This is a genomic window from Streptomyces sp. NPDC048637, from assembly GCF_040650675.1.
Taxonomy (GTDB): domain Bacteria; phylum Actinomycetota; class Actinomycetes; order Streptomycetales; family Streptomycetaceae; genus Streptomyces.
Genome location: NZ_JBEZHQ010000011.1, coordinates 1 through 22,398, shown reverse-complemented (window position 1 = coordinate 22,398; position 22,398 = coordinate 1). Strand labels below are relative to the sequence as shown.

Sequence of the window (22,398 nt, the reverse complement as noted above, 5' to 3'; positions counted from 1 at the left end):
TAAGACGACAGAGAATTCTGAGGAGCATCGTGGCCGAGACCACTCCCGAGACCGTCATCGAGAACGACGACGCCGTCGAGGAATACACCACTGAGACCGAGGTCGTGGAGTCGGAGTACACCTCCGAGTCCCTCGCCTCCCGCTTCGGCGACCCGCAGCCGGCTGCCGGCCTGGGCCGTCGCAAGAACGCCATCGCCCGCGTCCGGATCGTTCCGGGCACCGGCCAGTGGAAGATCAACGGTCGCACCCTTGAGGGCTACTTCCCCAACAAGGTGCACCAGCAGGAAGTCAACGAGCCCTTCAAGGTGCTCGAGCTCGACAACCGCTACGACGTTGTCGCCCGCATCTCCGGCGGCGGCATCTCCGGCCAGGCCGGTGCGCTGCGCCTGGGCGTGGCCCGTGCGCTGAACGAGGCGGACGTGGACAACAACCGCGGCGCGCTGAAGAAGGCCGGGTTCCTCAAGCGTGACGACCGTGCGGTCGAGCGCAAGAAGGCCGGTCTGAAGAAGGCCCGCAAGGCGCCGCAGTACAGCAAGCGCTAATCGCGCGCGCTGCACCATGCAGCATCTTGGCGAACGCCCCGGTGGCACCTCCGTGCTGCCGGGGCGTTCGGCTATCCGGGACCAGGGGCGTATACCTGGACTTAATGCTCTGGTCCAAGCTCATCTACTCGGAGGACACCAGTGGGACGACTCTTCGGCACGGACGGTGTGCGCGGCGTCGCTAATGCGGATCTGACGGCGGAGCTGGCGCTCGGTCTGTCGGTCGCTGCGGCGCATGTACTCGCTGAAGCGGGCACCTTCGAAGGTCACCGGCCGGTGGCGGTGGTCGGTCGCGATCCACGCGCGTCCGGTGAGTTCCTGGAGGCCGCGGTCGTCGCGGGCCTGGCCAGCGCCGGTGTGGACGTGCTGCGGGTGGGGGTGCTCCCGACCCCGGCGGTCGCGTATCTGACCGGCTCGCTCGGCGCGGACCTCGGCGTGATGCTCTCCGCCAGCCACAACCCGATGCCCGACAACGGCATCAAGTTCTTCGCCCGCGGCGGCCACAAGCTCGCCGACGAGCTGGAGGACCGTATCGAGCGGACCTACCACGCACACAGCTCCGGTGAGCCCTGGGAGCGGCCGACCGGTGCCGGCGTGGGCCGGGTCACCGTCTATGACGAGGGCTTCGACAACTATGTCGCGCACCTCGTCGGCGTGCTGCCCAACCGCCTGGACGGGCTGAAGATCGTCATCGACGGCGCGCACGGCGCGGCGGCGCGGGTCTCGCCCGAGGCGTTCGCGCGGGCCGGCGCCGATGTCATCACGATCGGCACCGACCCCGACGGCCTGAACATCAACGACGGCTGTGGCTCCACCCATCTGCAGCTGCTGCGCGCTGCCGTGGTCGAGCACGGCGCCGACCTGGGTGTCGCCCACGACGGCGACGCGGACCGCTGCCTGGCCGTGGACCGCGAGGGCAACGAGGTCGACGGCGACCAGATCCTGGCCGTCCTGGCGCTCGGTATGCGCGAGGCGGGCACGCTGCGCAAGAACACCGTCGTCGCCACCGTCATGTCCAACCTGGGCTTCAAGCTGGCCATGGAGCGCGAGGGCATCGACCTCGTGCAGTCCGCGGTCGGCGACCGGTACGTTCTGGAGGAGATGAAGGCGCACGGCTTCGCGCTGGGCGGCGAGCAGTCCGGGCACGTCATCGTGCTGGACCATGCCACCACCGGCGACGGCACGCTGACCGGTCTGATGCTGGCCGCCCGGCTCGCCGCGACCGGCCGGCCGCTGGCCGAGCTGGTGGGCGTCATGGAGCGGCTGCCGCAGATCCTGATCAACGTCCCCGACGTCGACAAGTCCCGGGTGGCCACCTCTCCCGAGGTGACCGCGGCGGTTGCCGAGGCGGAGCGGGAGCTGGGCGCCACCGGGCGGGTGCTGCTGCGGCCGTCCGGTACGGAGCCGCTGGTGCGGGTGATGGTGGAGGCGGCGGACATCGAGCAGGCCCGTGCGGTGGCCGAGCGGCTGGCGGACGCGGTCAAGTCGGCGCTGGGATGAGTGCCGTACGCGGTGGCCGCAGCCGCCGTTGACGCACCGCGGTTCCGCGGAATGTCCGGCCTCGCCCCGGGGTGGCACCTGCCGCTCCCGGGGCGAGGCCGTTCCTGTCGTTAGCGGGCCACCGGGAGGGTGCCGTGCCGGGCCCACAGGAGCTTCTGTGTGGCCAGGGTGAGTGTGCCGGCGACCACGATGCCCGCCAGGTTCAGCAGGAGCTGGGTGGAGGAGCCCCAGGTCTGTGCGTAGTCGCCGTAGGTGAAGGCGACGGCGGCGTTGGCGGCGGCGGGCACCGTCGTGACGGAGATGGCCACGCCCACCAGGGCGCCGGATTTCGCCGAGGTCAGCGACAGGGTGCCGGCGACACCGGCGAGGAAGGCCACCACGAACGACATCCAGTCCGGCTGCCAGATGAACGACGTATTGGGCCGCGGGCCCTCGGCCCGGTGCTCGGTGAACAGCCCCACCGCGTCCATGAAGTAGCTGAAGCCGCAGGTCAGCACCATGGCCACGGCGAATCCGACGACCAGCGCCACCAGCGAGCGCCAGGCCAGCCGCGGGGCGCGCCGGACCAGGGCCGTACAGATTCCCGCCAGCGGGCCGAACTCCGGGCCGACCGCCATCGCGCCGACGATCAGAATGGCGTTGTCCAGGACCACACCGCAGGCCGCGATCATCGTCGCGAGGGTCAGGAACGCGAGGTAGGTGGCCGAAAGCGTGGACTCCTCGTGGGTGGCGTCGGCCAGGGACTCCCACAGGACGGCATCCGCGCCCTCGCCGGGTGCCTCGTCCTCCGCCCGGTCGGCCCGCCGGGACAGCGACAGGTCGATGTGCTCGATCGCGATCGAACCGGTCCGGTCGAGCCTCATCTCCCGCAGCCGGGCCAGCAGTCCGTCCCCGGCCTCCCGGGCGACATCGCACATCACCACATCGCCCTGGGGATCCCGGGCCGCACCGCTCAGCACGACGAGATGGGTCGTTCCGACGGTCGTCTCCAGCAGCTGGAGCACCTCGTCGGTACGGTCCGCAGGGACGATCAGGCGCAGATGCAGCACGGCGTTCGCACTCCCTAGAGCTTGCGCAACGACAGCCGTTGCACCTTGTGGTCCGGCCCCTTGCGCAGTACCAGGTTGGCGCGGCCGCGGGTCGGGGCGACGTTCTGTTGCAGATTGGGCTTGTTGACGGTGCGCCAGATCATGCGCGCGTAGTCGAGGGCCTCGTCCTCGGAGACCTGGGTGTACTTGCGGAAGTACGAGAACGGGTTCTGGAAGGCGGTCTCGCGCAGCTTGCGGAAGCGGCCGAGGTACCACTTCTCGATGTCCTCGGTGCGGGCGTCGACGTAGACGGAGAAGTCGAAGAAGTCGGCGAGCCCGAGGCGGGTGCGGCCGTCCTTGCCGGGCAGCGCCGGCTGCAGCACGTTCAGGCCCTCGACGATGAGGATGTCCGGGCGCTGCACGGTCAGCCGCTCGCTCGGCACGATGTCGTAGATCAGGTGGGAGTAGACCGGTGCGGTGACCTCGGCCTTGCCGGACTTCACATCCGCGACGAAGCGGGTCAGCGCCCGCCGGTCGTAGGACTCCGGGAAGCCCTTGCGGGACATCAGACCGCGCCGGTGCAGTTCGGCGTTGGGGAAGAGGAACCCGTCGGTGGTGACCAGCTCGACGCGCGGATGCTCGGGCCAGCGGGCCAGCAGCGCCTGCAGCAGCCGGGCGGTGGTGGACTTCCCGACCGCCACGCTGCCCGCGACCCCGATGACGAACGGGGTACCGGGCTGGGGGCCGCCGCCCACGTCGCCGAGGAAGGTGTTCAGCGCACCGCGCAGATTGCTGGTGGCGCCGACATAGAGGTTGAGGAGCCGGGACAGCGGGAGATAGACATCGCGTACCTCGTCGAGGTCGATGACATCGCCCAGGCCACGCAGCTGTTCGACCTCGTCGGCCGTCAGGGGCAGCGGGGTCTTCTCCCGCAGGGCACTCCACTGTGCGCGCGTCAGATCGACGTACGGGGAGCTGTCGGCGCGGCGTCGTTGCTGCGGATCGGTCGTCAGGGGCACGGGCCCATTGTGCGCAGCTGTCACCCGCCGTTCACCTCGGGGTGGCCGGCCGGGGGCAGTCTTGTGGTCGTCGGGCCTGGCTTGGGTGTTTCTCTCCCTGGTCGTCTGTACCCGACGGATATTGCCCGGTACGGTCGGTGACGGGGAGAGAGCCCGGCTTCGGGCCGAGGACGAATCAGGGGGTGCGTGTGCGCACGCGTAAGGCCGGTCTGCTGGGACAGCGGCCGTGGGGGAGGGCCGCCGGCGCGAACGGCGGCCGGGGAACGGACATCGCGTCGGACTGCTTCGCCGCCCGGGTCCACGCCGAGCTGGCGGAGGACCTCCCGGACGAGGACCTGGGCGAGGACCTCGCCGACATCCTGGAACGCTACGAGCCGGGCACCGGCCCCGGCGCCGACGCGGAGGCGGACGAGGAGTTCCTGGAGACGGTGTGGGAGGCGCAGGAGCGGATAGCGCGGGGGTATTGAGGGGAGCTGGAAACCGTCAACCGGTTGATCGCCGGATCTCCGTGCTCCGACGCCGCCTGATCAGCCGGCATCTCCCTGTCGGGTTCCTGGCGCCTCGGCGCCCGTGACGGCACGCTCCACCTGTACTGGCCCCGCGTGCTGTGTCCCGCTCCGATCCCTTGGAGCGGGACACAGCGCGTCAGGTCAGTGGCGCTCGTCGGGCGCCGCGGGCTACTCGTCGAGGTAGAGCAGCGCGGTGATCGTCTTCTTGCACACGTCGCAGTGCATCGGCGCCTCGATGCTCGCCAGGTCGCACTCGATGGAGGTGATGCGGTCCACCACTCCCGTCTCGGCCTCGCCGCGCCAGGCTTCATGCCAGCGTTCGGTGTTCTCCTGAAGCCGCGAGACGTAGCCCCGGGTCATCTCGTAGAACGCCCGGACGCCGTGCTCCTTCATGAAGCCCCAGTTGAACTCCAGGCTCTTGAGCACCACAGGGAACGGGTGCAGTGCCTGGGTGCGGCCCCAGGTCTCCAGCACGTCCGCGACGTCCAGCCTGCCGGCCCGCTCGTCCAGGACCGTCCACATGCCCGAAGCGTCGTAGTCGCCCAGCACCTGGTCGAGAATCCCGGCGCAGCGGCGCAGGTTCGCCTTCTTCGCCTGGAAGACCCGGGTGACCTCGGTGCGCGCCTCAGCCGTCGGCTCCTTGCGGGCCTTGCTGATCGCCCGGGTTAACTCCGTACTGAGTGCCGCCTCATCGCACAGTGAGTCTCCGAAGCTCAGCCAGGGGTCCGGGAACCCCCGCTCAGCCGTGATCTGGAAGATCCGATCGCCTTGCGTTCCCATCCGCTACTCCTCGAAGGTCGGCAGCGGAATGGGTCCGCTGCGCGTCAACTGGATGGTGCGCACCGCCGCGCGAGTTCGGTGGCGGCCTGGTCGAGCGGGACCTGGACCTGCTCACCGCTGTCCATGTCCCGCAGCGTGACCGAGCCGGCATCACGCTCCGCCTGGCCATAGATCACGCAGAAGCGGGCCCCCTGATCACTGGCCCACTTCATCTGCTTGGCGAACTTCCCACTGGACCCCAGGTAAACACCCGTCCGAACCCCGGCTCGGCGGATTTCAGCCGCCACCCGGAAGCTGTCCGCAGACAGATCCTCGCCCATGACCGTGACGGCCACATCGATCTGCGAGTAGCCACCCGTCTCGCCCTGCTCCAGCAGCGGCAGGATGCGCTCAATGCCCAGCGACCCGCCACAGGCCGGGGAATCCTTCCCCCCGAGCCGCGCGATGAGACCGTCGTACCGACCGCCGGACGCGATCGACCCCGGCATGCCCGGCGCGGTGACCTCGAAGATGACTCCCGTGTAGTAGTCGAGGCCGCGCACGAGGTTTGGTGTGAAGCCGATCCGCTCGGCGGGAATGGCGTCCTTGGTCAGCTCCAGCAGCCGGTCCACCTCAGCCAGACCCGCCTGACCCACCTCGCTGGACTTCAGCTCACCCCTGATCCGCTCCACCGCATCCGGCGACGTCAGGTCATCCACCAGGCCCTGCGCCACCTCGGACGACAGGCCGCGGCCCGAAACCAGCTCCTCGACGACAGCCTCCGGGGACAGCTTGTCGAGCTTGTCGAGCGTGATCAGCACTCCGGACCCCAGGTCCGCGGGGACGCTGTATGCCTCCAGCAGACCGAACAGAACATGCCGGGAGTTCAGCAGGAACCGGAACTCCGGCACGCCGAGCGCATCCAGAGCGTCGTGAAGGGCCAGGACGACTTCGGCGTCGGACAACGGAGAGGAGGAGCCCACGATGTCCAGGTCGCACTGCACGAACTCGCGGAAGCGCCCCTTGCCCGGCCGGTCCGCCCGCCACACCGGATCGATGGCGTACCGCTTGTACGGGGAGGGCAGCTGGCTGCCGTAGGCCGCCACCGCGCGAGCCAGGGGCACCGTGAGGTCATAGCGCAGAGCAAGATCGGCCTCGCCGGTCGCCTCATGCTCACCACGCCGGAGGATCTTGAAGATCAGCTTGTCGCCCTCGTCGCCGTACTTGCCGGTGAGAACGTCCAGCCGCTCGAACGCCGGCGTCTGGAGGGGCTGAAAGCCATATCGGCCGAACACTTCCCGGATAGTCGCGAACGCGCGTTCCCGCCTCTGATGCTCAACGGCGAGGAAATCGCGGGTACCTGACGCGGGCTCAAACTGCTTCAACGAGGCCATGCCGTCATAGTCCCGGAAGCCGGGCGCCACAGGCAAAACGCATCGAGCGGTGTCGCGACGTGACGGACCGTCCGGAGGGCACCCCCGTGCCTGCCGCCGTGTCCCTCCCCGAGGGAAGCGGCCTGCGGGCGATCCGTACGTACCAAGCCCGAATCCGGCCGGTGACGATTCCTTCCCGCTGAGGCTCACGGCGGCAGTCCGCCTCAGCGGGAACTGGGCCTGCTCAGAGCTGTGTTGCGGGCCCGACCGGAAGGTGCGCCCACACCGTTTTGCCCGGGTTGCGCGGCCGTACGCCCCAGTGCTGGGAGAGGGCGTCCACGATGAGCAGGCCGCGGCCGGAGGGGTCGTCCGGGGTGGGTTTGCGGAGTTCCGGCATCTGCCACTGGTAGGAGTCGGCCACCTCCAGGACCAGGATGCCGCTGCGGCGGCGTAAGGCCAGTTCGAAGTAGTCGCCCGTTCCCTTGGCGTGGGAGACGACGTTGGTGGTCAGTTCGCTGGTGATGAGGACGCTGTCCTCGATGAGGCCGCCGAGTTTCCACTCGATCAGGATCGTCCTGACGTGGAGTCGGGCGGCGGCGACGGAGTCCTTGCGGACCCGGAACCTCTTGATGTGTGTGCGCCCGGACATGTGTCCCCCAAGGGTGGTGGGCAGACGGAACCATGATCACCCACTGTCCTTGAGTGGCGACATGGAGTGACGTGCCTGACGCTAGGGCCGCATGGGCGCAAGTTGCAAGTACTCGATAGTTGTAAATTTGCGAGCCACCCTGGAGTCTCAATTACCTGGTGTGCGCGAGGCGTTACTGTGCATCCTGGATGTGTACGACAGGGAGGTGGCATGCCCGTAGGTGGGAAGCCCACGGTGCGTAGTCGGCGGCTCGGTGCGGCGCTCAAGAGGTACCGGCTCGCCGCTCGGCTCGACCAGGAGCATGCGGCCGAGGTGCTGGGCTGCTCGATCGCCAAGATCAGCCGCGTTGAAGGAGGCATCAGCGCGTCGCGCGTCGGGGACGTCCGTGTGCTGCTGGACCTCTATGAGGTGTCAGACGCGCATGCGCGAACGCAGTTGGAGCACCTCGCCCGGGTGAGCAGCAAACGTGGCTGGTGGCTCGACTATGCGGGAATGGTGAGCGAGGAACATGCCGACCTGATTGCGCTGGAGGTCGACGCCTCATACATCCGGACATGGCAGCCGCTGTTCATTCCCGGACTGTTGCAGACGCCGGGCTATCTCAAGGCGCTCGTCGACGGGAGTCACACGACGTATTCCGCGGAAACCGTCGAGAAGGCCCTGGCGGTTCGGCGGGAGCGAAAGCGAGTCATCGAAGAGGGCGGGGCGCAATTCGCCGCGGTCGTGTGGGAGCCGGCGCTGACTGCCCCGATGCCGTCACGAGAAGCGCACCGGGAGCAGCTGGCACACATCCATGAGCTGGCCCGGCGGAAGAATGTCACGTTGCAGGTTCTCCCGTACTCGGAATGGGGTGCCGCGCATATGGCGTCGCACTTCTCCATCTTCTCGTTCGGCCCGGAGCCCGCGCCGGAAGCCGTTGCGTTCGACAGTACGACCAGCACGGTGATCATCGAGGATCTGGACGATGTCGCCAAGCACGCCCGCATTTTTGAAGCGCTCCGGTCTGCGGCGCTGAGCCGTAAGCAGAGCCTCACGTTCCTCGACAAAGCGATAGCAAACATGCCGGAGGGTGAGAAGTGACCCCGATAGAGAGCCGTGAGATCGTCACCGAGTTCGTCAAGGCCAGAGCCTCACAGGGGATCAACCAGGAGTGCGTGGAGGTCGCCTGCACCGCCGACGGCGGTCGGGCTGTCCGGGACAGCAAGGATCGGGCTGGCGGGACGCAGTTTCACGCGTCCGGTGCCTGGGCCGCGTTTGTCGGGGCCGTGAAGGCGGGGGTTTTCGATAGGTGACTCGCCGGTACATGCCGCCGCCGGTCGCTCAGACCCCCGGCGTACGCTGCCCCCATGTGCGGAATCGTGGGATATGTGGGCGGGCAGAGCGCCCTTGATGTCGTTCTGGCCGGGCTGAAGCGGCTGGAGTACCGCGGGTATGACTCGGCGGGTGTGGCCGTGTTGGCGGACGGTGGTCTGGCGGCGGCCAAGAAGGCCGGGAAGCTCGCCAACCTGGAGAAGGAGCTGGCGGACCGTCCGTTGCCGGCCGGTTCGACGGGTATCGGGCACACCCGGTGGGCCACGCACGGCGGGCCCACCGACGAGAACGCCCATCCGCATCTGGACAACGCCGGCCGGGTCTCGGTCGTGCACAACGGCATCATCGAGAACTTCGCCGGGCTGCGCGCCGAACTCACCGACCGCGGGCATGAGTTGACGTCCGAGACGGACACCGAGGCCGTGGCGCATCTGCTCGCCGAGGCCTATTCGTCCTGCGGGGAGCTGGCCGAGGCGATGCGGCAGGTGTGCCGTCGGCTGGAGGGCGCGTTCACGCTGGTCGCGGTGCATGCCGACGAGCCGGATGTGGTGGTCGGGGCGCGCCGGAACTCGCCGCTGGTGGTGGGGGTCGGGGACGGCGAGGCCTTCCTGGCCTCGGATGTGGCGGCGTTCATCGCGCATACGAGGGAAGCCGTCGAGCTGGGGCAGGACCAGGTCGTGGAGCTGCGCCGGGACGGGGTGACGGTCACCGACTTCGACGGGGGGCCCGCCGAGGTGCGGGAGTACCACGTCGACTGGGACGCCTCGGCCGCCGAGAAGGGCGGCTACGACTACTTCATGCTCAAGGAGATCGCCGAGCAGCCGAAGGCCGTCGCGGACACGCTGCTGGGCCGGATCGACGCGTCGGGTGTGCTGTCCCTGGACGAGGTGCGGATCCCGCCGGAGGTGCTGCGCGAGGTCGACAAGGTCGTCATCGTGGCGTGCGGGACGGCGTACCACGCGGGGATGATCGCCAAGTACGCGATCGAGCACTGGACGCGGATCCCGTGCGAGACGGAGCTGGCGAGCGAGTTCCGCTATCGCGATCCGATCCTGGACCGGCACACCCTGGTGATCGCGATCAGCCAGTCCGGCGAGACGATGGACACCCTGATGGCGCTGCGGCATGCGCGGGAACAGGGCGCGAAGGTGCTCGCCATCTGCAATACGAACGGGTCGACCATCCCGCGGGAGTCGGACGCGGTGCTGTACACGCACGCCGGGCCCGAGGTGGCGGTGGCCTCCACGAAGGCGTTTCTGACCCAGCTGGTGGCCTGCTATCTGGTGGCGCTGTACGTCGCGCAGGTGCGGGGCACGAAGTGGGGCGACGAGATCCGGGCCGTGGTGCGCGAACTGGCGGCCATCGGCACCCAGGTCGAGCAGGTGCTGGGCACGATGGAGCCCGTACGGGAGCTGGCGCGCTCCCTCGCTGACAAGAACACCGTGCTGTTCCTCGGGCGGCATGTGGGCTATCCGGTGGCGCTGGAGGGCGCGCTGAAGCTCAAGGAGCTCGCGTACATGCATGCGGAGGGCTTTGCGGCCGGGGAGCTCAAGCACGGGCCGATCGCGTTGATCGAGGACGATCTGCCGGTGGTGGTGGTCGTGCCGTCGCCGCGGGGGCGGTCCGTGCTGCACGACAAGATCGTGTCGAATATTCAGGAGATCCGGGCCCGGGGGGCGCGCACGATCGTGATCGCGGAGGAGGGGGACGAGACGGTGGTGCCGTACGCGGATCACCTCGTACGGATTCCGCGCACGCCGGTGCTGCTGCAGCCGCTGGTGTCCACGGTCCCGCTGCAGGTCTTCGCCTGTGAGCTGGCCACCGCCCGCGGTAACGAGGTCGACCAGCCGCGCAACCTCGCCAAGTCGGTGACGGTGGAATGATCATCGGGGTCGGGATCGATGTCGCCGAGATCGACCGCTTCGGCGCGGCGCTGGAGCGTACGCCGGAGCTGGCGCAGCGGCTGTTCATCGAGCAGGAGCTGATACTGCCGAGCGGTGAACGGCGGGGCATCGCGTCGCTGGCGGCGCGGTTCGCCGCCAAGGAGGCGGTGGCCAAGGCGCTCGGGGCGCCGGGCGGGCTGCACTGGACGGATGCCGAGGTGTATGTCGAGGACAGCGGGCAGCCGCGGCTGCGGGTGCGGGGGACGGTCGAGGCGCGGGCGGTGGAGCTCGGGGTGCGGGCGTGGCATGTGTCGATGAGTCATGACGCGGGGGTGGCGTCTGCGGTGGTGATTGCGGAGGGGTGAGGGCCCCCGGTTGTTTGTGGTGCGGGCGCGCCCCGAGTCGTCGTGGTGCGGGGACGGGCCTCCGGAGGCGGTGTCAGGACTGCTTCGCTTTACGTCCTGACACCGCCTCCTCCGGCCCGTCCCCTCCCGTGGGTTTGGCGGTGCCGGTCGGTGGGGCCCCTGGGACGGAAGGCGGGGCGCTGCTCCGGCGGTGCGGCCCTTGGGCCCCCAGACTGGCCTGCCCGGTAGGGGGAAATGCGGGTCACCCGGTGGGTGAGGGGTGAGACTTGTCGGTATGAGGACTGCCTACAGCGTGGAGACCGTGCGGGCCGCGGAGCGGGAGCTCATGGGCCGGTTGCCCGAAGGGGCCCTGATGCAGCGGGCGGCGGCCGGACTGGCCGTGGCCTGTGGGGAGTTGCTGGGGAAGGTGTACGGCAGCCGGGTGGTGCTGCTGGTGGGCAGCGGTGACAACGGCGGGGACGCGCTGTACGCCGGTGCCCGGCTGGCCCGGCGGGGGGCCGGGGTGGTGGCGGTGCTGCTGTCGCCCGAACGGGCCCATGACGGCGGGCTGGCCGCGCTGCGGGCGGCCGGGGGGCGGGTTTCGGACGATGTGCTGCGGGACATCGCGTGGGCCGATCTGGTCGTGGACGGCATCGTCGGGATCGGGGGGCGGGGCGGGCTGCGCCCGGAGGCCGCGCAACTCGCGCGGGCGGCACGGGAGTCGGCGCGCGTGGTGGCGGTCGATCTGCCCAGTGGTGTGGACGCGGACAGCGGTGAGGTGCCCGGGGATGCCGTACGGGCCGATGCGACGGTGACGTTCGGTGCGTACAAGCCGGGGCTGCTGATCGATCCGGCGCGGGAGCGGGCGGGCGCGCTGCGGCTGGTGGACATCGGGCTCACGCTGCCGGAGGACGCCGAGATGGAGGCGTTGCAGCATGCGGATGTGGCGGATCTGCTGCCGCGTCCGGTGCCCGAGAGCGACAAGTACCGGCGGGGCGTGGTCGGGGTGGTCGCCGGGTCCGCGCGGTATCCGGGGGCGGCGGTGCTCGCGGTGGCGGGCGCGTTGCGGGGCGGCGCGGGGGCCGTGCGGTATGTCGGGCCGGCCGCCGAGGCGGTGCTGGCGCACTTCCCGGAGACGCTGGTGCATCCCGGGCCGCCGGACAAGGCGGGCCGGGTGCAGTCGTGGGTGATCGGGCCCGGCATCGGGGAGGAAGCGGACGCGCTGGACGATGTGCTGGCGGCGGACGTGCCGGTGCTGGTGGACGCGGACGGCCTGCGGTTCCTGACGCCGCAGCGGGTCCGGGAGCGTACGGCCGAGACGTTGCTGACCCCGCATGCGGGGGAGGCCGCTGCGCTGCTCGGCCGCGGGCGCGAGGAGGTCGAGGCGGCACGGCTGGCCTCCGTACGGGAGTTGGCGGCGCAATACGGTGCCACGGTGCTGCTCAAGGGCTCGACGACGCTGGTGGCGGAGGCGGACGGTCCGGTACGGGTCAATCCCACCGGGACCAGCTGGCTGGCGACGGCCGGGAGCGGGGATGTGCTGTCGGGGGTGACCGGGTCGTTGCTCGCCGCGGGGCTCCCGGCGCGGGACGCCGGATCCGTCGGCGCGTACCTGCACGGTCTGGCGGCCCGTCGCGCGACCGGGCCGGGCGGCGCGCCGATCCTGGCCTCGGAGGTCGCCGCTCATCTGGCGGCTGCCTGGCGCGATGTGACGGACTGACAGCTGCCGGGCCGGCGTTACGCCCGGCGGGGGAACGGTGCGGGCACCAGGGCGAACCTGGTGTCCGGTGGGCTTGTACGACCGCGCGGCCACGGCATGCGTGAGGGCATGAAACGCACCCTTTCGGCGCTGCTGGTCGGCGCCTCGCTCCTCGCTGTCGCCGGGCCGCCCGCGGTGGCCGTGGCGCCGTCGCCCGCGGTGGCCGTGACGCCCCCGTCCGCCGCGTACCGACTGTCCGGCCTGGTTCCCGGGGTCCCGCGCGCGGTGCGGGAGACGAACCGACCCCGGCACATCGAGTACGTGCCGCGGTCGGAGGCGGCGCACACCGGCACCAGGGCGCTGCGGTGCAGTGCCTCCACCGGGCCCTACCAGCGGCAGGCGGAGCGTTATCTGGGGCGGCAGGTGGATGGGCGGCAGAGCTCGGGGGACTGCCGGGCGATCCGGCGGTTCCAGCGGGCGCACCGCATCGCGCCGGCGTCCGGATTCGCGGGCCCGGTCACCGGGGCGATGGTGCGGCTGATGCGGGCCAAGAAGGACCCCAACCGGGCCGGTCACTGCCCCGCCCTTCCGCAGCGGACCGCATGTGTCGACCTGAACCGGCAGCTGATGTGGGTGCAGCAGGGCGGACGGGTGATTCTCGAACCGGTGGTGATCCGGTCCGGTGCGCCGACGATGGAGACCCGCACCGGTTCGTACCGGATCTATCTGCGGCACCGGCGCCACATCTCGAACCTGTACGGCACGCGGATGCCGTATGCCCAGTTCTTCGACCGCGGGGAGGCGCTGCACGGCGTCTACGAGGACATCTTCTCCGGGCCCGGCTCGCACGGCTGCGTCAACCTCACCATGACGGACGCGCGGCGGGCGTGGGAAGTGCTGAGGAAGGGCGACACCGTGCACGTCTGGGGGCGGAAGCCCGGCGTGTGAGCACGGTTTCCCCGCCCGTCCCCCGGGGCCCCGTGGCGTCGCCTGCGACACTGAGGGGGATGAACGAGACAGCAAAGCGCGCCCGCGCCGCCATCGACCTCGCCGCCGTGCGGTCGAATGTCCGTGCACTGCGGGACCGCGCACCCCGGGCAGAGCTGATGGCCGTGGTCAAGTCCGACGGCTATGGACACGGGGCGGTGCGCTGTGCGCGCGCCGCCCGTGAGGCCGGTGCGGGCTGGCTGGGCACGGCGCTGCCCGAGGAGGCGTTCGCGCTGCGTGCGGCCGGTGACACCGGGCGGCTGATGTGCTGGCTGTGGACACCGGGCGGCCCCTGGCGGCAGGCCGTCGAGCAGGACATCGACGTCGGGGTGAGCGCGCTGTGGGCGCTGCGCGAGGTGGTCGCGGCGGCGCGGGCGTGCGGCCGGACCGCCCGGGTCCAGCTCAAGGTCGACACCGGGCTCGGCCGCAACGGCTGCGCGCTCGCCGACTGGCCGGAGCTGACCGCCGCGGCCCGAGCCGCCGAGGCCGAGGGCGCGCTGGCTGTCACCGGCCTCTGGTCGCACTTCGCCTGCGCCGACGAGCCCGGACACCCCTCGATCGCCGCCCAGCTGGCCGCCTTCCAGGAGGCGTTGAAGACCGCCGAGACGGCCGGGCTGCGCCCCGAGGTACGGCATATCGCCAACACCCCGGCACTGCTGACCCTCCCCGAGGCGCACTTCGACCTGGTTCGCACCGGTATCGGCATCTATGGCATCTCGCCCAGCCCCGAGGTCGGAACCTCCCAGGACCTCGGGCTGCGGCCCGCGATGACGCTGGAGGCCTCCCTCGCGTCGGTCAAGCGCGTCCCGGGCGGCCACGGCGTGTCGTACGGGCATCACTACACGACGCCTGGCGAGACCAGCCTGGCGCTGGTCCCCCTCGGCTATGCGGACGGCATCCCGCGGCACGCCTCCGGCACCGGCCCGGTGCTGGTCGCCGGCAAGTGGCGGACGGTCGCCGGGCGGATCGCGATGGACCAGTTCGTGGTCGACCTGGGCGGCGACAGCGCCGAGCCGGGCGATCCGGCGGTGCTGTTCGGCCCGGGGGACCGCGGTGAGCCGACCGCGGAGGACTGGGCCCAGGTGGCCGGAACCATCGGCTACGAGATCGTCACCCGGATCGGATCCCGGGTCCCACGCGTCTATGTGGACAGCGGCATACGGAGCGAAGCCGAAGGAGACAGTGCGCTCACGGGGGGTACGGCATGACCGAGGGACAGGAGGCCGCCGCGCAGGCGGTCGAGACGGCCGTCGAGGCGGCCGGCAACTGGGCACGGGCGGGCCGGCACGCCGGCGTGGCCGGTGCCGCGATCGGTGTGGTCGCGGCGGGTGCCGCGGCCGGGGTGGCGATAGAGCGGATGACCGTCGGCCGCGGGATGCGCCGCCGCGCCCGGCTCGCGCTGGACGCCGCCGGCCCGTACGGCACGCTGCGCGGCACACCGGGCGCGGCGATCGCCGAGGACGGCACCGAGCTGTACTACGAGGTCGACGAGCCGGGCGTGGAGTCGGGCCGGCCGGAGAAGGACGATCACCCGGGCAAGGCCAGGAACGGCAAGAGCGCCAAGGCCGACCGGTCGGCCAAACCGGTCCGCGGGAAGGAGGCGCGGGCCGCGCAGGAGGCCCAGGGCGCCCTGCGCAAGCGGCTGACGGCGGCGCTGGGCCGGCGCTCCGCGGCTCCCACGGTCGTCTTCAGTCATGGCTACTGCCTCAGCCAGGACTCCTGGCACTTCCAGCGCTCCGCACTGCGCGGCACGGTGCGCACCGTCCACTGGGACCAGCGCAGCCACGGCCGCTCGTCGCGCGGCCACGGCCAGATCGACGGCACGGAACCGGTCACCATCGACCTGCTGGGCCGGGACCTGAAGGCGGTGCTGGACGCCGCGGTCCCCGAGGGGCCGATCGTGCTGGTCGGGCACTCCATGGGCGGTATGACGGTGATGGCGCTGGCCGACCAGTTCCCCGAGTACGTCGCGGAGCGGGTGGTCGGGGTGGCCCTGATCGGCACATCCGCCGGCCGGCTCAGCGAGGTCGCCTTCGGGCTGCCGTCCATGGGTGTCAAGGCCTTCCACTGGCTCGCGCCGGGCGTGCTCAAGGCGCTGGGCTGGCAGAGCGAGTTCGTCGAGCGCGGACGGCGGGCCACCGCCGATCTGTTCGCGGGGCTGATCAAGCGGTATTCGTTCGGGACGCCGGAGAAGGTGGACCCGGGCATCGCGCGGTTCGGCGAGCGGCTGATCGAGGCGACCCCGATCGATGTGGTCGCCGAGTTCTTCCCGGCGTTCGCGGTGCATGACAAGACCGAGGCGCTGGTCGCCTACGACGCGGTGCCCGCGCTGGTGCTCGCCGGGGAGAGTGATCTGATCACCCCGGCCGACCACAGCCGGGCGATCGTCGAGGTGCTGCCCGACGCGGAGCTGGTGTGCGTCCCCGGCGCCGGGCATCTGGTGATGCTGGAGCGGCCCGAGCTGGTCAATGAGCACCTGGTGTCCCTGGTGGAGCGGGCCGGCGCAGCGGCCCGCAGCTCCCGGCACGCCCGCGCCTGATCCCCCGGCCTGCCGGCCCCCGGCCCGGCAGGCCGCCAGTGCGGGGTGGTGGTCGGGAGAGGGGCAGGCCGTACCATTTGCGGCATGAGCACCACCGGCGCGATGGCGCACATTACCGTCAAGTCTCCCGAACAGATGCAGGAGTTGGGCCGCCGCCTGGCCCCGCTGCTGCGCCCCGGCGACCTGGTGCTGCTCACCGGTGAGCTGGGGGCCGGTAAGACGACGTTGACCCGCGGCCTGGGCGAGGGCCTGGGCGTGCGCGGCGCCGTCACCTCTCCCACCTTTGTCATCGCCCGGGTGCACCCCTCGCTGACCGGCGGTCCCGCGCTGGTGCACGTCGACGCGTACCGGCTCGGCGGCGGGCTGGACGAGATGGAGGACCTGGACCTCGATGTCTCGCTGCCGGAGTCGGTGGTGGTCGTGGAGTGGGGCGAGGGCAGGGTCGAGGAGCTGTCCGAGGACCGGCTGCATGTGGTCATCGGGCGCGCCGTGGGCGCGGACGCGCCGGGCGGGGACGCGCCGGGCGGGGAGGCCCTGGAGGCCGAGGTGGACGATGTGCGCGAGGTGACGGTCACCGGCCTGGGTGCGCGCTGGGCGGACGCCGGTCTGCCCACCCTGGAGACCTGCTGACGGCGGGCGGGTGGCCGCGGCGGCGGTTCCGTCCCGTCGTGGATCCGGCCGGGCGCCCGGTAGTTTCCGACAAGCCGTCGGTAAGATGTTGCGCACCGGGTACCGGGCGTGGTGACATGGGTGGAGACCCCAGTTAGGTGAGCCTAAGTAGCCAGCCTAGCTTCTGTCGGTTGCCCCAGGAGCCCCGGGAGGCGTCCATGTCGGCCCACCAGCCCTCCTCCTCGCCTTACGGGCGCGAGAGGACCCCCATCGCGGCGGGCGGGCGCGATGCGCGCGAGACGCCGACCATGAATGAACTGCTGGCGGCGTGCGCCGCGGCCAGCGCGGTCTCCACGCCCCCCGACGCCGCTGAGGAAGCCCGTCGGGACAAGCCCGCGGGGCCGGCGGACGAGCCGGAGACGGACGAGGAGCCCGAGCCCGGGGCGGCGTCCACCGGGGGCCGCGACGCGGCGTAGCCCGTAGGGGCGAAGGGCGGACCGTCCGGGAGCCGCGCGGTCAGGAGACCACGACGACCTTGGTGCCCCGCAGCGCGAAGTCCCACATCGCCTTGCCGTCGTCCCGCGACTCACGGATACCGCCGGTCTTCTTCGACGGGTCCGGGGTGGGCCGGGAGCCGTCGACGGCCGCACTGAAGCCGATCGTGACGTTGCCGACAGCGGCGAACCGCACCACATGCTCGATCGCTATCCCGTCCGAGCCCGTGACGCTGACCGCCCGCGAGCCGACCGCGTAGGTCCCCAGCGGCGGGCTGACCGTGCTCGGCGCGACCGTGAACGTACGCAGCGCCTTGCCCTGCGCGCCGACCAGCCAGACCCGCTTGGCATCGAGCGAGTAGACGATCCGCTGGCCCTTGCCGGACGCCGGGGGGACCGGGGCCGGAGCGGGGGCCTTTTCCTTCTTGCCGGCCTGGTCCGGGTGCTTCTTCGGAGTGCTGTGGTGGCTGTCCTTACGGGCCTGGGTGAGGGTGTCCGGGGCGGACGCCGCGGCCTGGTAGCCGAGCACTCCGACCACGACCACGGCCGCCGTGGTCAGCGCGGTGACGATCGTGCTGCTCTTAGCGGGCACCGCTGTGCCACCTTTCCTCCCGCTCCCCGCCACCGGCGGGGAGCCCCGGGCCTGGACGCCGGGCTGCTTGCTGCTGGACCACGGGGCGACGGTAGCACCGGGAACCGGAACCACCCGCCGAGCCGTAGTCTTAAGGACGTGCTGCTGCTAGCTCTTGACACCGCCACCCCCGCCGTCACCGTCGCGCTCCATGACGGCACCCGCGTCCTCGCCGAGTCCCGCAAGGTGGATGCGCGCCGGCACGGCGAGCTGCTGCTGCCCGCCGTCGACCGGGTGCTGGCCGAGGCCGGCCACAAGCTCGACGCGGTCAGCGACATCGTGGTCGGCGTGGGCCCGGGGCCGTATACGGGGCTGCGCGTCGGCCTGGTGACCGCCGCCACCTTCGGCGCCGCGCTCGGCGTACCCGTCCACGGCCTGTGCACCCTGGACGGCCTCGCCTACGCCTCCGGGCTGACCGAGCCCTTCGTCGTGGCCACCGACGCCCGCCGCAAGGAGGTCTACTGGGCGCGCTACGGCGATGCCCGCACGCGGCTGACCGAACCCGCCGTCGACCGCCCCGCGGACCTCGCCGACCAGGTGGCCGGCGTCCCGGCCGTGGGCGCGGGCGCGGTGCTCTACGACACGGTCTTCACCGGCGTACGGCGCGAGGCGCCCGAGCACCAGTCCGCCGCCGCGCTCGCCGCGCTGGCCGCCGGGAAGCTCGCGGCGGGCGAGGAGCTGCTGCCGCCCCAGCCGCTGTATCTGCGGCGCCCGGACGCCCAGGTCCCCGCCAACTACAAGGTGGTCACTCCCCGGTGAGTTCCCGCCCGTCGCCCGACCACCAGACCTCGGCGCCTCCCCCGGACGCTGTCCGGGGGGACCCGCAGCGCGGCGACGTCGCCCGGCCCGCGGCCGTGCTGCGCGAGATGCGCTGGTGGGACATAGCGCCGGTACTGGAGCTGGAGCGGGAGCTCTTCCCCGAGGACGCCTGGTCGCAGGGCATGTTCTGGTCCGAGCTGGCGCATGCGCGCGGACCGTACGCCACCCGCCGCTATCTCGTCGCCGAACTGGAGGTGCCGCCGCGCTGGGGGTCCCCCCGGACAGCGTCTGGGGGAGGCGCCGATGAGGGGCGGCGGTCGGGCGACGGGCGGGCCGGCCGGCTGGTGGGCTATGGCGGGCTGGCCGCCGTCGACGGCACCGGAGACATCCAGACCATCGCCACCGCCCGCGACCAGTGGGGCACCGGCCTCGGCGCCCGGCTGCTGACCGAACTCCTCGGCGCCGCAACGGACTTCGAATGCCATGAGGTGCTGCTGGAGGTACGGGTCGACAACCTCCGCGCCCAGCGCCTCTACGAGCGCTTCGGCTTCGAGCCGATCGGCTTCCGCCGCGGCTACTACCAGCCGGGCAATGTCGATGCCCTGGTGATGCGCCGCACCACCCAGACCTCCTCCGAAGCACCCTCCGTACAAGGAACTTGAGAACCATGGCTGACTCACGCGGTGGACCGCTCGTCCTCGGCATCGAGACCTCCTGCGACGAGACCGGTGTCGGCATCGTCCGCGGCCACACCCTCCTCGCCGACGCGGTCGCCTCCAGCGTCGACGAGCACGCCCGCTTCGGCGGCGTGGTGCCGGAGGTGGCCTCGCGCGCCCACCTGGAGGCGATGGTCCCCACCATCCAGCGCGCGCTGAAGGACGCCGGTGTCGCGGCCTCCGACCTGGACGGGATCGCGGTCACCGCGGGACCGGGCCTGGCCGGCGCGCTGCTGGTCGGCGTCTCGGCCGCCAAGGCGTACGCCTACGCCCTCGGCAAGCCGCTCTACGGCGTCAACCACCTCGCCTCGCACATCTGCGTCGACCAGCTGGAGCACGGCGCGCTGCCGGAGCCGACGATGGCCCTGCTGGTGTCCGGCGGCCACTCCTCCCTCCTGCTGGCCCCGGACATCACCTCCGACGTACGGCCGCTGGGCTCGACCATCGACGACGCGGCCGGTGAGGCGTTCGACAAGATCGCGCGGGTGCTGCACCTCGGCTTCCCGGGCGGCCCGGTCATCGACCGCTACGCCCGCGAGGGCAACCCCGACGCGATCCGCTTCCCGCGCGGCCTGACCGGCCCCCGCGACCCGGTCTACGACTTCTCCTTCTCCGGTCTGAAGACGGCGGTGGCCCGCTGGATCGAGGCCAAGCGGGCAGCCGGCGAGGAGGTGCCGGTGGCGGACGTCTCGGCGTCGTTCCAGGAGGCCGTGGTGGACGTGCTGACCCGTAAGGCCGTCCGGGCCTGCAAGGACAACGGTGTGGACCACCTGATGATCGGCGGCGGGGTCGCGGCCAACTCCCGGCTGCGGGCGATGGCCCAGCGCCGCTGCGAGGACGCCGGCATCACCCTGCGGGTGCCGCGCCCCAAGCTGTGCACCGACAACGGTGCGATGGTCGCCGCCCTGGGCGCGGAGATGGTGGCCCGCAACCGGCCGGCCTCCGCCTGGGACCTCTCCGCGGACTCGTCCCTGCCGGTCACCGAACCGCATGTGCCCGGTGAGGTCCCCGATGGCGCGCCCGCGCCGTCCGGCCACCACCACGGCCATGACCACGTCCACGAGGTGAGCAAGCACAACCTCTACTCGTGAGGCCCGGCGAGGGCTCGTTTTGTACTTCTGCGAGTCCTCGCCGCCGCCCCGGCCCGACGTCCGGCCCGAGGTCTTACCCTGACTTGCAGCACCGAGCGCGCACGTGACCTCACCGACCTGGCCTGAGCGGGTCCGTGGCCGGGTGCCCCAGCAGCATGCTCGGGGCGCCGGCGACCCGGGTGAGGAAGATCGTGCAGGAGTTGCGGCCGCCGCCGAGCTTCAGCTTCTTGCGCAGCTCCTCGGGCTCGACCGCGGAGCCCCGCTTCTTGATCACCGCGATACCCACCGCACGCTCCCGCAGCAGCGCCTTGAGCCGCTTGACGTGGAACGGCAGCACATCGGTGATCGCATAGGCGGTCGCGTACGGCGTTTCGGTCAGCCGGTCCGCGGTGATGTAGGCGATCGTCGGGTCGATCAGCCGCCCGTCGACCTGCTCGGCGACGTCCGCGACGAGATGGGCCCGGATCACCGCCCCGTCCGGCTCGTACAGCCAGTCGCCGACCGGGCCGACAGGAGGGTGCGCCGGGGCGTCTTCGGCCAGAGTGGCGGACGGATCCGGCAGCCCGGTGCCGAGCAGCGAGTCCCCGGCGGGAAGCAGGGTCGCGCGGCGGCCGCCGGGCACCGGGCGGGGCGCGCCGCCCGCACCCGTCCCGAACCACACCACGGCTTCCTTGACGTCGCCCCCGTCCGAGATCCACTCCGTCTCGGCGTCCTCGGGCAGCGCGTCGTGCGGCACCCCCGGCGCGATCTTCAGCGCCGCGACCGGCGCCCTGCGGGCCGCCTCGACGGCCCAGGACAGCGGCGGCGCATACGCCTCGGGGTCGAAGATCCGCCCACCCGTCGCCCGGCCACCGCCCCTCATCGAGGCGCTGCGCGCCGCCCCCTCTGCCCGCGCCTTGCTGCGCCGCGCCGGATCGACGAACACCGCGTCATACCCGGCGGTGTCCACCTCCGTCACATCCGCGCAGCGCACCTCGATCAGCTCCGCGAGCCCCAGCGCCTCGGCATTGGCCCGCGCCGCCGCACAGGCCAACGGATCACGGTCGACGGCCAGTACCCGGATCCCGGCCCGCGCCAGGGCGAGCGCGTCACCGCCGATGCCGCAGCACAGGTCGGCCAGCGTACGGACGCCCAGCGCGGCGAGGCGGGTGGCGCGGTGGGTGGCGACCGTGGCGCGGGTGGACTGCTCGACGCCGTTCGGCGTGAAGTACATCCGCCAGGCATCCGCCCCGAACTTCGCCGCCGCACGCTGCCGCAGCCGGGCCTGTCCGAGCGCGGCGGAAACCAGCGCCGCGGGGTGCTCCCGCCGCAGCCGGGTGGCTGCCGCCAGCTCATCCGCCGGGTCGTGGTCCCGCAACTCGGCAAGCAGCGCTTGCCCCTCCGGGGTGAGCAGCGCGGAAAAGGTGTCAAGGTGAGTCACGGTCTCATTGTCCTCCCACGTTTTTGGCTTTCCCGCCGTGGTTGTTGCTCGCCGTTTCGCCTGGCGGCGGGCCGGTCCGCTGCGCGGGGCGTGCCTCCCACGTGTTCGGCTTTCTCGCCGTTGCGCCTGGCGGCGGGCGGGTCCGCTGCGCGGGGCCTGCTTCCCACGTGTTCGGCTTTCTCGCCGTTGCGCCTGGCGGCGGGCGGGTCCGCTGCGCGGGGCTGTCGGGGTGCGGTGACGGGCCTCCGGGGGCTGGTGTGTGGACTGCTTCGCTTTACGTCCACACACCAGCCCCCTCCGGCCCGTCCCCTCCCGTTGGAGGGTGGGAAAAGGCCGGTGGGGGTGGCAGGTCGGTGGTCCGGTGCGCCGTGTGAATCAGAGGGAAACCGGCCCCTGAACGCTCGCCCCCAACCAACCTTTCCCCTTCCCACCCATGGGAGGGGACGGGCCGGAGGGGTAGGGGTGTGGGACGTAAAGCGAAGCAGTCCCACACCCCTACCCCGGAGGCCCGTCACCGGCACCCGACAGCCCCGCGC

The 22,398-nt window shown here is 71.5% G+C and carries 23 protein-coding genes; 16 read left to right on the top strand and 7 right to left on the bottom strand.

All coding sequences use genetic code 11. The features are described 5' to 3' along the window. The first annotated feature begins 29 nt into the window (after window positions 1-29). Both rpsI and glmM read left to right on the top strand, forming a co-directional pair. Complete coding sequence (gene rpsI, locus AB0C46_RS16505; RefSeq protein ID WP_018090882.1) at window positions 30-542, top strand: 30S ribosomal protein S9; 513 nt, start codon at window positions 30-32, stop codon at window positions 540-542. A gap of 141 nt (window positions 543-683) precedes the next feature. Beyond that, complete coding sequence (gene glmM / locus AB0C46_RS16500; RefSeq protein ID WP_362828515.1) at window positions 684-2,042, top strand: phosphoglucosamine mutase; 1,359 nt, start codon at window positions 684-686, stop codon at window positions 2,040-2,042. A gap of 110 nt (window positions 2,043-2,152) precedes the next feature. Here the strand turns inward: glmM and AB0C46_RS16495 are convergent, their stop codons facing one another. Both AB0C46_RS16495 and coaA read right to left on the bottom strand, forming a co-directional pair. Then, on the bottom strand, window positions 2,153-3,091 hold the full coding sequence (locus AB0C46_RS16495; RefSeq protein ID WP_362828514.1) for a DUF389 domain-containing protein: 939 nt from the start codon (window positions 3,089-3,091) through the stop codon (window positions 2,153-2,155). Between the two features lie 14 nt (window positions 3,092-3,105). After that, the gene (gene coaA / locus AB0C46_RS16490) at window positions 3,106-4,089 is read right to left on the bottom strand and encodes a type I pantothenate kinase (protein WP_362828513.1); all 984 of its coding nucleotides are present in this window, start codon (window positions 4,087-4,089) and stop codon (window positions 3,106-3,108) included. Between the two features lie 188 nt (window positions 4,090-4,277). Between coaA and AB0C46_RS16485 the strand changes: the two genes are divergently transcribed. Continuing rightward, a complete protein-coding gene (locus AB0C46_RS16485) occupies window positions 4,278-4,556 on the top strand; it encodes a hypothetical protein (protein ID WP_362828512.1) in 279 nt (92 codons plus the stop codon). 210 nt (window positions 4,557-4,766) lie between these two features. Here AB0C46_RS16485 and AB0C46_RS16480 read toward each other — a convergent pair whose 3' ends face one another. From AB0C46_RS16480 to AB0C46_RS16470, 3 genes are all read right to left on the bottom strand, one after another. Next, entirely contained in the window at window positions 4,767-5,378 is a 612-nt protein-coding gene (locus AB0C46_RS16480; protein ID WP_362828511.1) for a hypothetical protein, read from the bottom strand. 44 nt (window positions 5,379-5,422) lie between these two features. After that, the gene (hisS, locus tag AB0C46_RS16475; protein WP_362828510.1) at window positions 5,423-6,751 is read right to left on the bottom strand and encodes a histidine--tRNA ligase; all 1,329 of its coding nucleotides are present in this window, start codon (window positions 6,749-6,751) and stop codon (window positions 5,423-5,425) included. 223 nt (window positions 6,752-6,974) lie between these two features. Then, window positions 6,975-7,379 carry an ATP-binding protein gene (locus AB0C46_RS16470; RefSeq protein WP_362828509.1) on the bottom strand — a complete coding sequence of 135 codons (405 nt, stop codon included), beginning with the start codon at window positions 7,377-7,379 and terminating at the stop codon, window positions 6,975-6,977. Window positions 7,380-7,589: 210 nt separating this feature from the next. On the opposite strand from AB0C46_RS16470, the gene AB0C46_RS16465 reads away from it, so the two are divergent. From AB0C46_RS16465 to AB0C46_RS16420, 10 genes are all read left to right on the top strand, one after another. Beyond that, window positions 7,590-8,459, top strand: coding sequence for a helix-turn-helix transcriptional regulator (locus tag AB0C46_RS16465; protein ID WP_362828508.1), 870 nt, complete (start codon window positions 7,590-7,592; stop codon window positions 8,457-8,459). A 5-nt stretch (window positions 8,460-8,464) separates the two neighbouring features. Then, window positions 8,465-8,671, top strand: coding sequence for a DUF397 domain-containing protein (locus tag AB0C46_RS16460; protein ID WP_362828656.1), 207 nt, complete (start codon window positions 8,465-8,467; stop codon window positions 8,669-8,671). Window positions 8,672-8,725: 54 nt separating this feature from the next. Beyond that, window positions 8,726-10,573, top strand: a complete 1,848-nt coding sequence (gene glmS / locus AB0C46_RS16455) for a glutamine--fructose-6-phosphate transaminase (isomerizing) (protein ID WP_362828507.1) — start codon at window positions 8,726-8,728, stop codon at window positions 10,571-10,573. Next, window positions 10,570-10,938: a holo-ACP synthase gene (locus AB0C46_RS16450; RefSeq protein ID WP_362828506.1), complete on the top strand. Its 369-nt coding sequence runs from the start codon at window positions 10,570-10,572 to the stop codon at window positions 10,936-10,938. The genes glmS and AB0C46_RS16450 overlap by 4 nt, the downstream gene beginning before the upstream one ends. A gap of 274 nt (window positions 10,939-11,212) precedes the next feature. Further along, complete coding sequence (locus tag AB0C46_RS16445; protein ID WP_362828505.1) at window positions 11,213-12,637, top strand: NAD(P)H-hydrate dehydratase; 1,425 nt, start codon at window positions 11,213-11,215, stop codon at window positions 12,635-12,637. 108 nt (window positions 12,638-12,745) lie between these two features. Next, entirely contained in the window at window positions 12,746-13,564 is an 819-nt protein-coding gene (locus tag AB0C46_RS16440) for a L,D-transpeptidase (RefSeq protein WP_362828504.1), read from the top strand. Window positions 13,565-13,623: 59 nt separating this feature from the next. Continuing rightward, complete coding sequence (gene alr, locus AB0C46_RS16435; protein ID WP_362828503.1) at window positions 13,624-14,811, top strand: alanine racemase; 1,188 nt, start codon at window positions 13,624-13,626, stop codon at window positions 14,809-14,811. Next, window positions 14,808-16,142, top strand: coding sequence for an alpha/beta hydrolase (locus AB0C46_RS16430; protein ID WP_362828502.1), 1,335 nt, complete (start codon window positions 14,808-14,810; stop codon window positions 16,140-16,142). Before alr ends, AB0C46_RS16430 begins: the two co-directional genes overlap by 4 nt. 84 nt (window positions 16,143-16,226) lie before the next feature. Next, the gene (gene tsaE / locus AB0C46_RS16425) at window positions 16,227-16,772 is read left to right on the top strand and encodes a tRNA (adenosine(37)-N6)-threonylcarbamoyltransferase complex ATPase subunit type 1 TsaE (protein ID WP_362828501.1); all 546 of its coding nucleotides are present in this window, start codon (window positions 16,227-16,229) and stop codon (window positions 16,770-16,772) included. 197 nt (window positions 16,773-16,969) lie between these two features. After that, entirely contained in the window at window positions 16,970-17,227 is a 258-nt protein-coding gene (locus AB0C46_RS16420; RefSeq protein WP_362828500.1) for a hypothetical protein, read from the top strand. A 40-nt stretch (window positions 17,228-17,267) separates the two neighbouring features. Here the strand turns inward: AB0C46_RS16420 and AB0C46_RS16415 are convergent, their stop codons facing one another. Then, window positions 17,268-17,837, bottom strand: a complete 570-nt coding sequence (locus AB0C46_RS16415; protein WP_362828499.1) for a hypothetical protein — start codon at window positions 17,835-17,837, stop codon at window positions 17,268-17,270. Between the two features lie 138 nt (window positions 17,838-17,975). On the opposite strand from AB0C46_RS16415, the gene tsaB reads away from it, so the two are divergent. From tsaB to tsaD, 3 genes are all read left to right on the top strand, one after another. Further along, the gene (gene tsaB / locus AB0C46_RS16410) at window positions 17,976-18,635 is read left to right on the top strand and encodes a tRNA (adenosine(37)-N6)-threonylcarbamoyltransferase complex dimerization subunit type 1 TsaB (protein ID WP_362828498.1); all 660 of its coding nucleotides are present in this window, start codon (window positions 17,976-17,978) and stop codon (window positions 18,633-18,635) included. Window positions 18,636-18,742: 107 nt separating this feature from the next. After that, window positions 18,743-19,297, top strand: a complete 555-nt coding sequence (locus tag AB0C46_RS16405) for a GNAT family N-acetyltransferase (RefSeq protein ID WP_362828655.1) — start codon at window positions 18,743-18,745, stop codon at window positions 19,295-19,297. A 5-nt stretch (window positions 19,298-19,302) separates the two neighbouring features. Further along, the gene (gene tsaD / locus AB0C46_RS16400) at window positions 19,303-20,442 is read left to right on the top strand and encodes a tRNA (adenosine(37)-N6)-threonylcarbamoyltransferase complex transferase subunit TsaD (protein WP_362828497.1); all 1,140 of its coding nucleotides are present in this window, start codon (window positions 19,303-19,305) and stop codon (window positions 20,440-20,442) included. A gap of 109 nt (window positions 20,443-20,551) precedes the next feature. Here tsaD and AB0C46_RS16395 read toward each other — a convergent pair whose 3' ends face one another. Next, window positions 20,552-21,862, bottom strand: a complete 1,311-nt coding sequence (locus tag AB0C46_RS16395; protein ID WP_362828496.1) for a class I SAM-dependent methyltransferase — start codon at window positions 21,860-21,862, stop codon at window positions 20,552-20,554. Window positions 21,863-22,398: the final 536 nt, after the last annotated feature.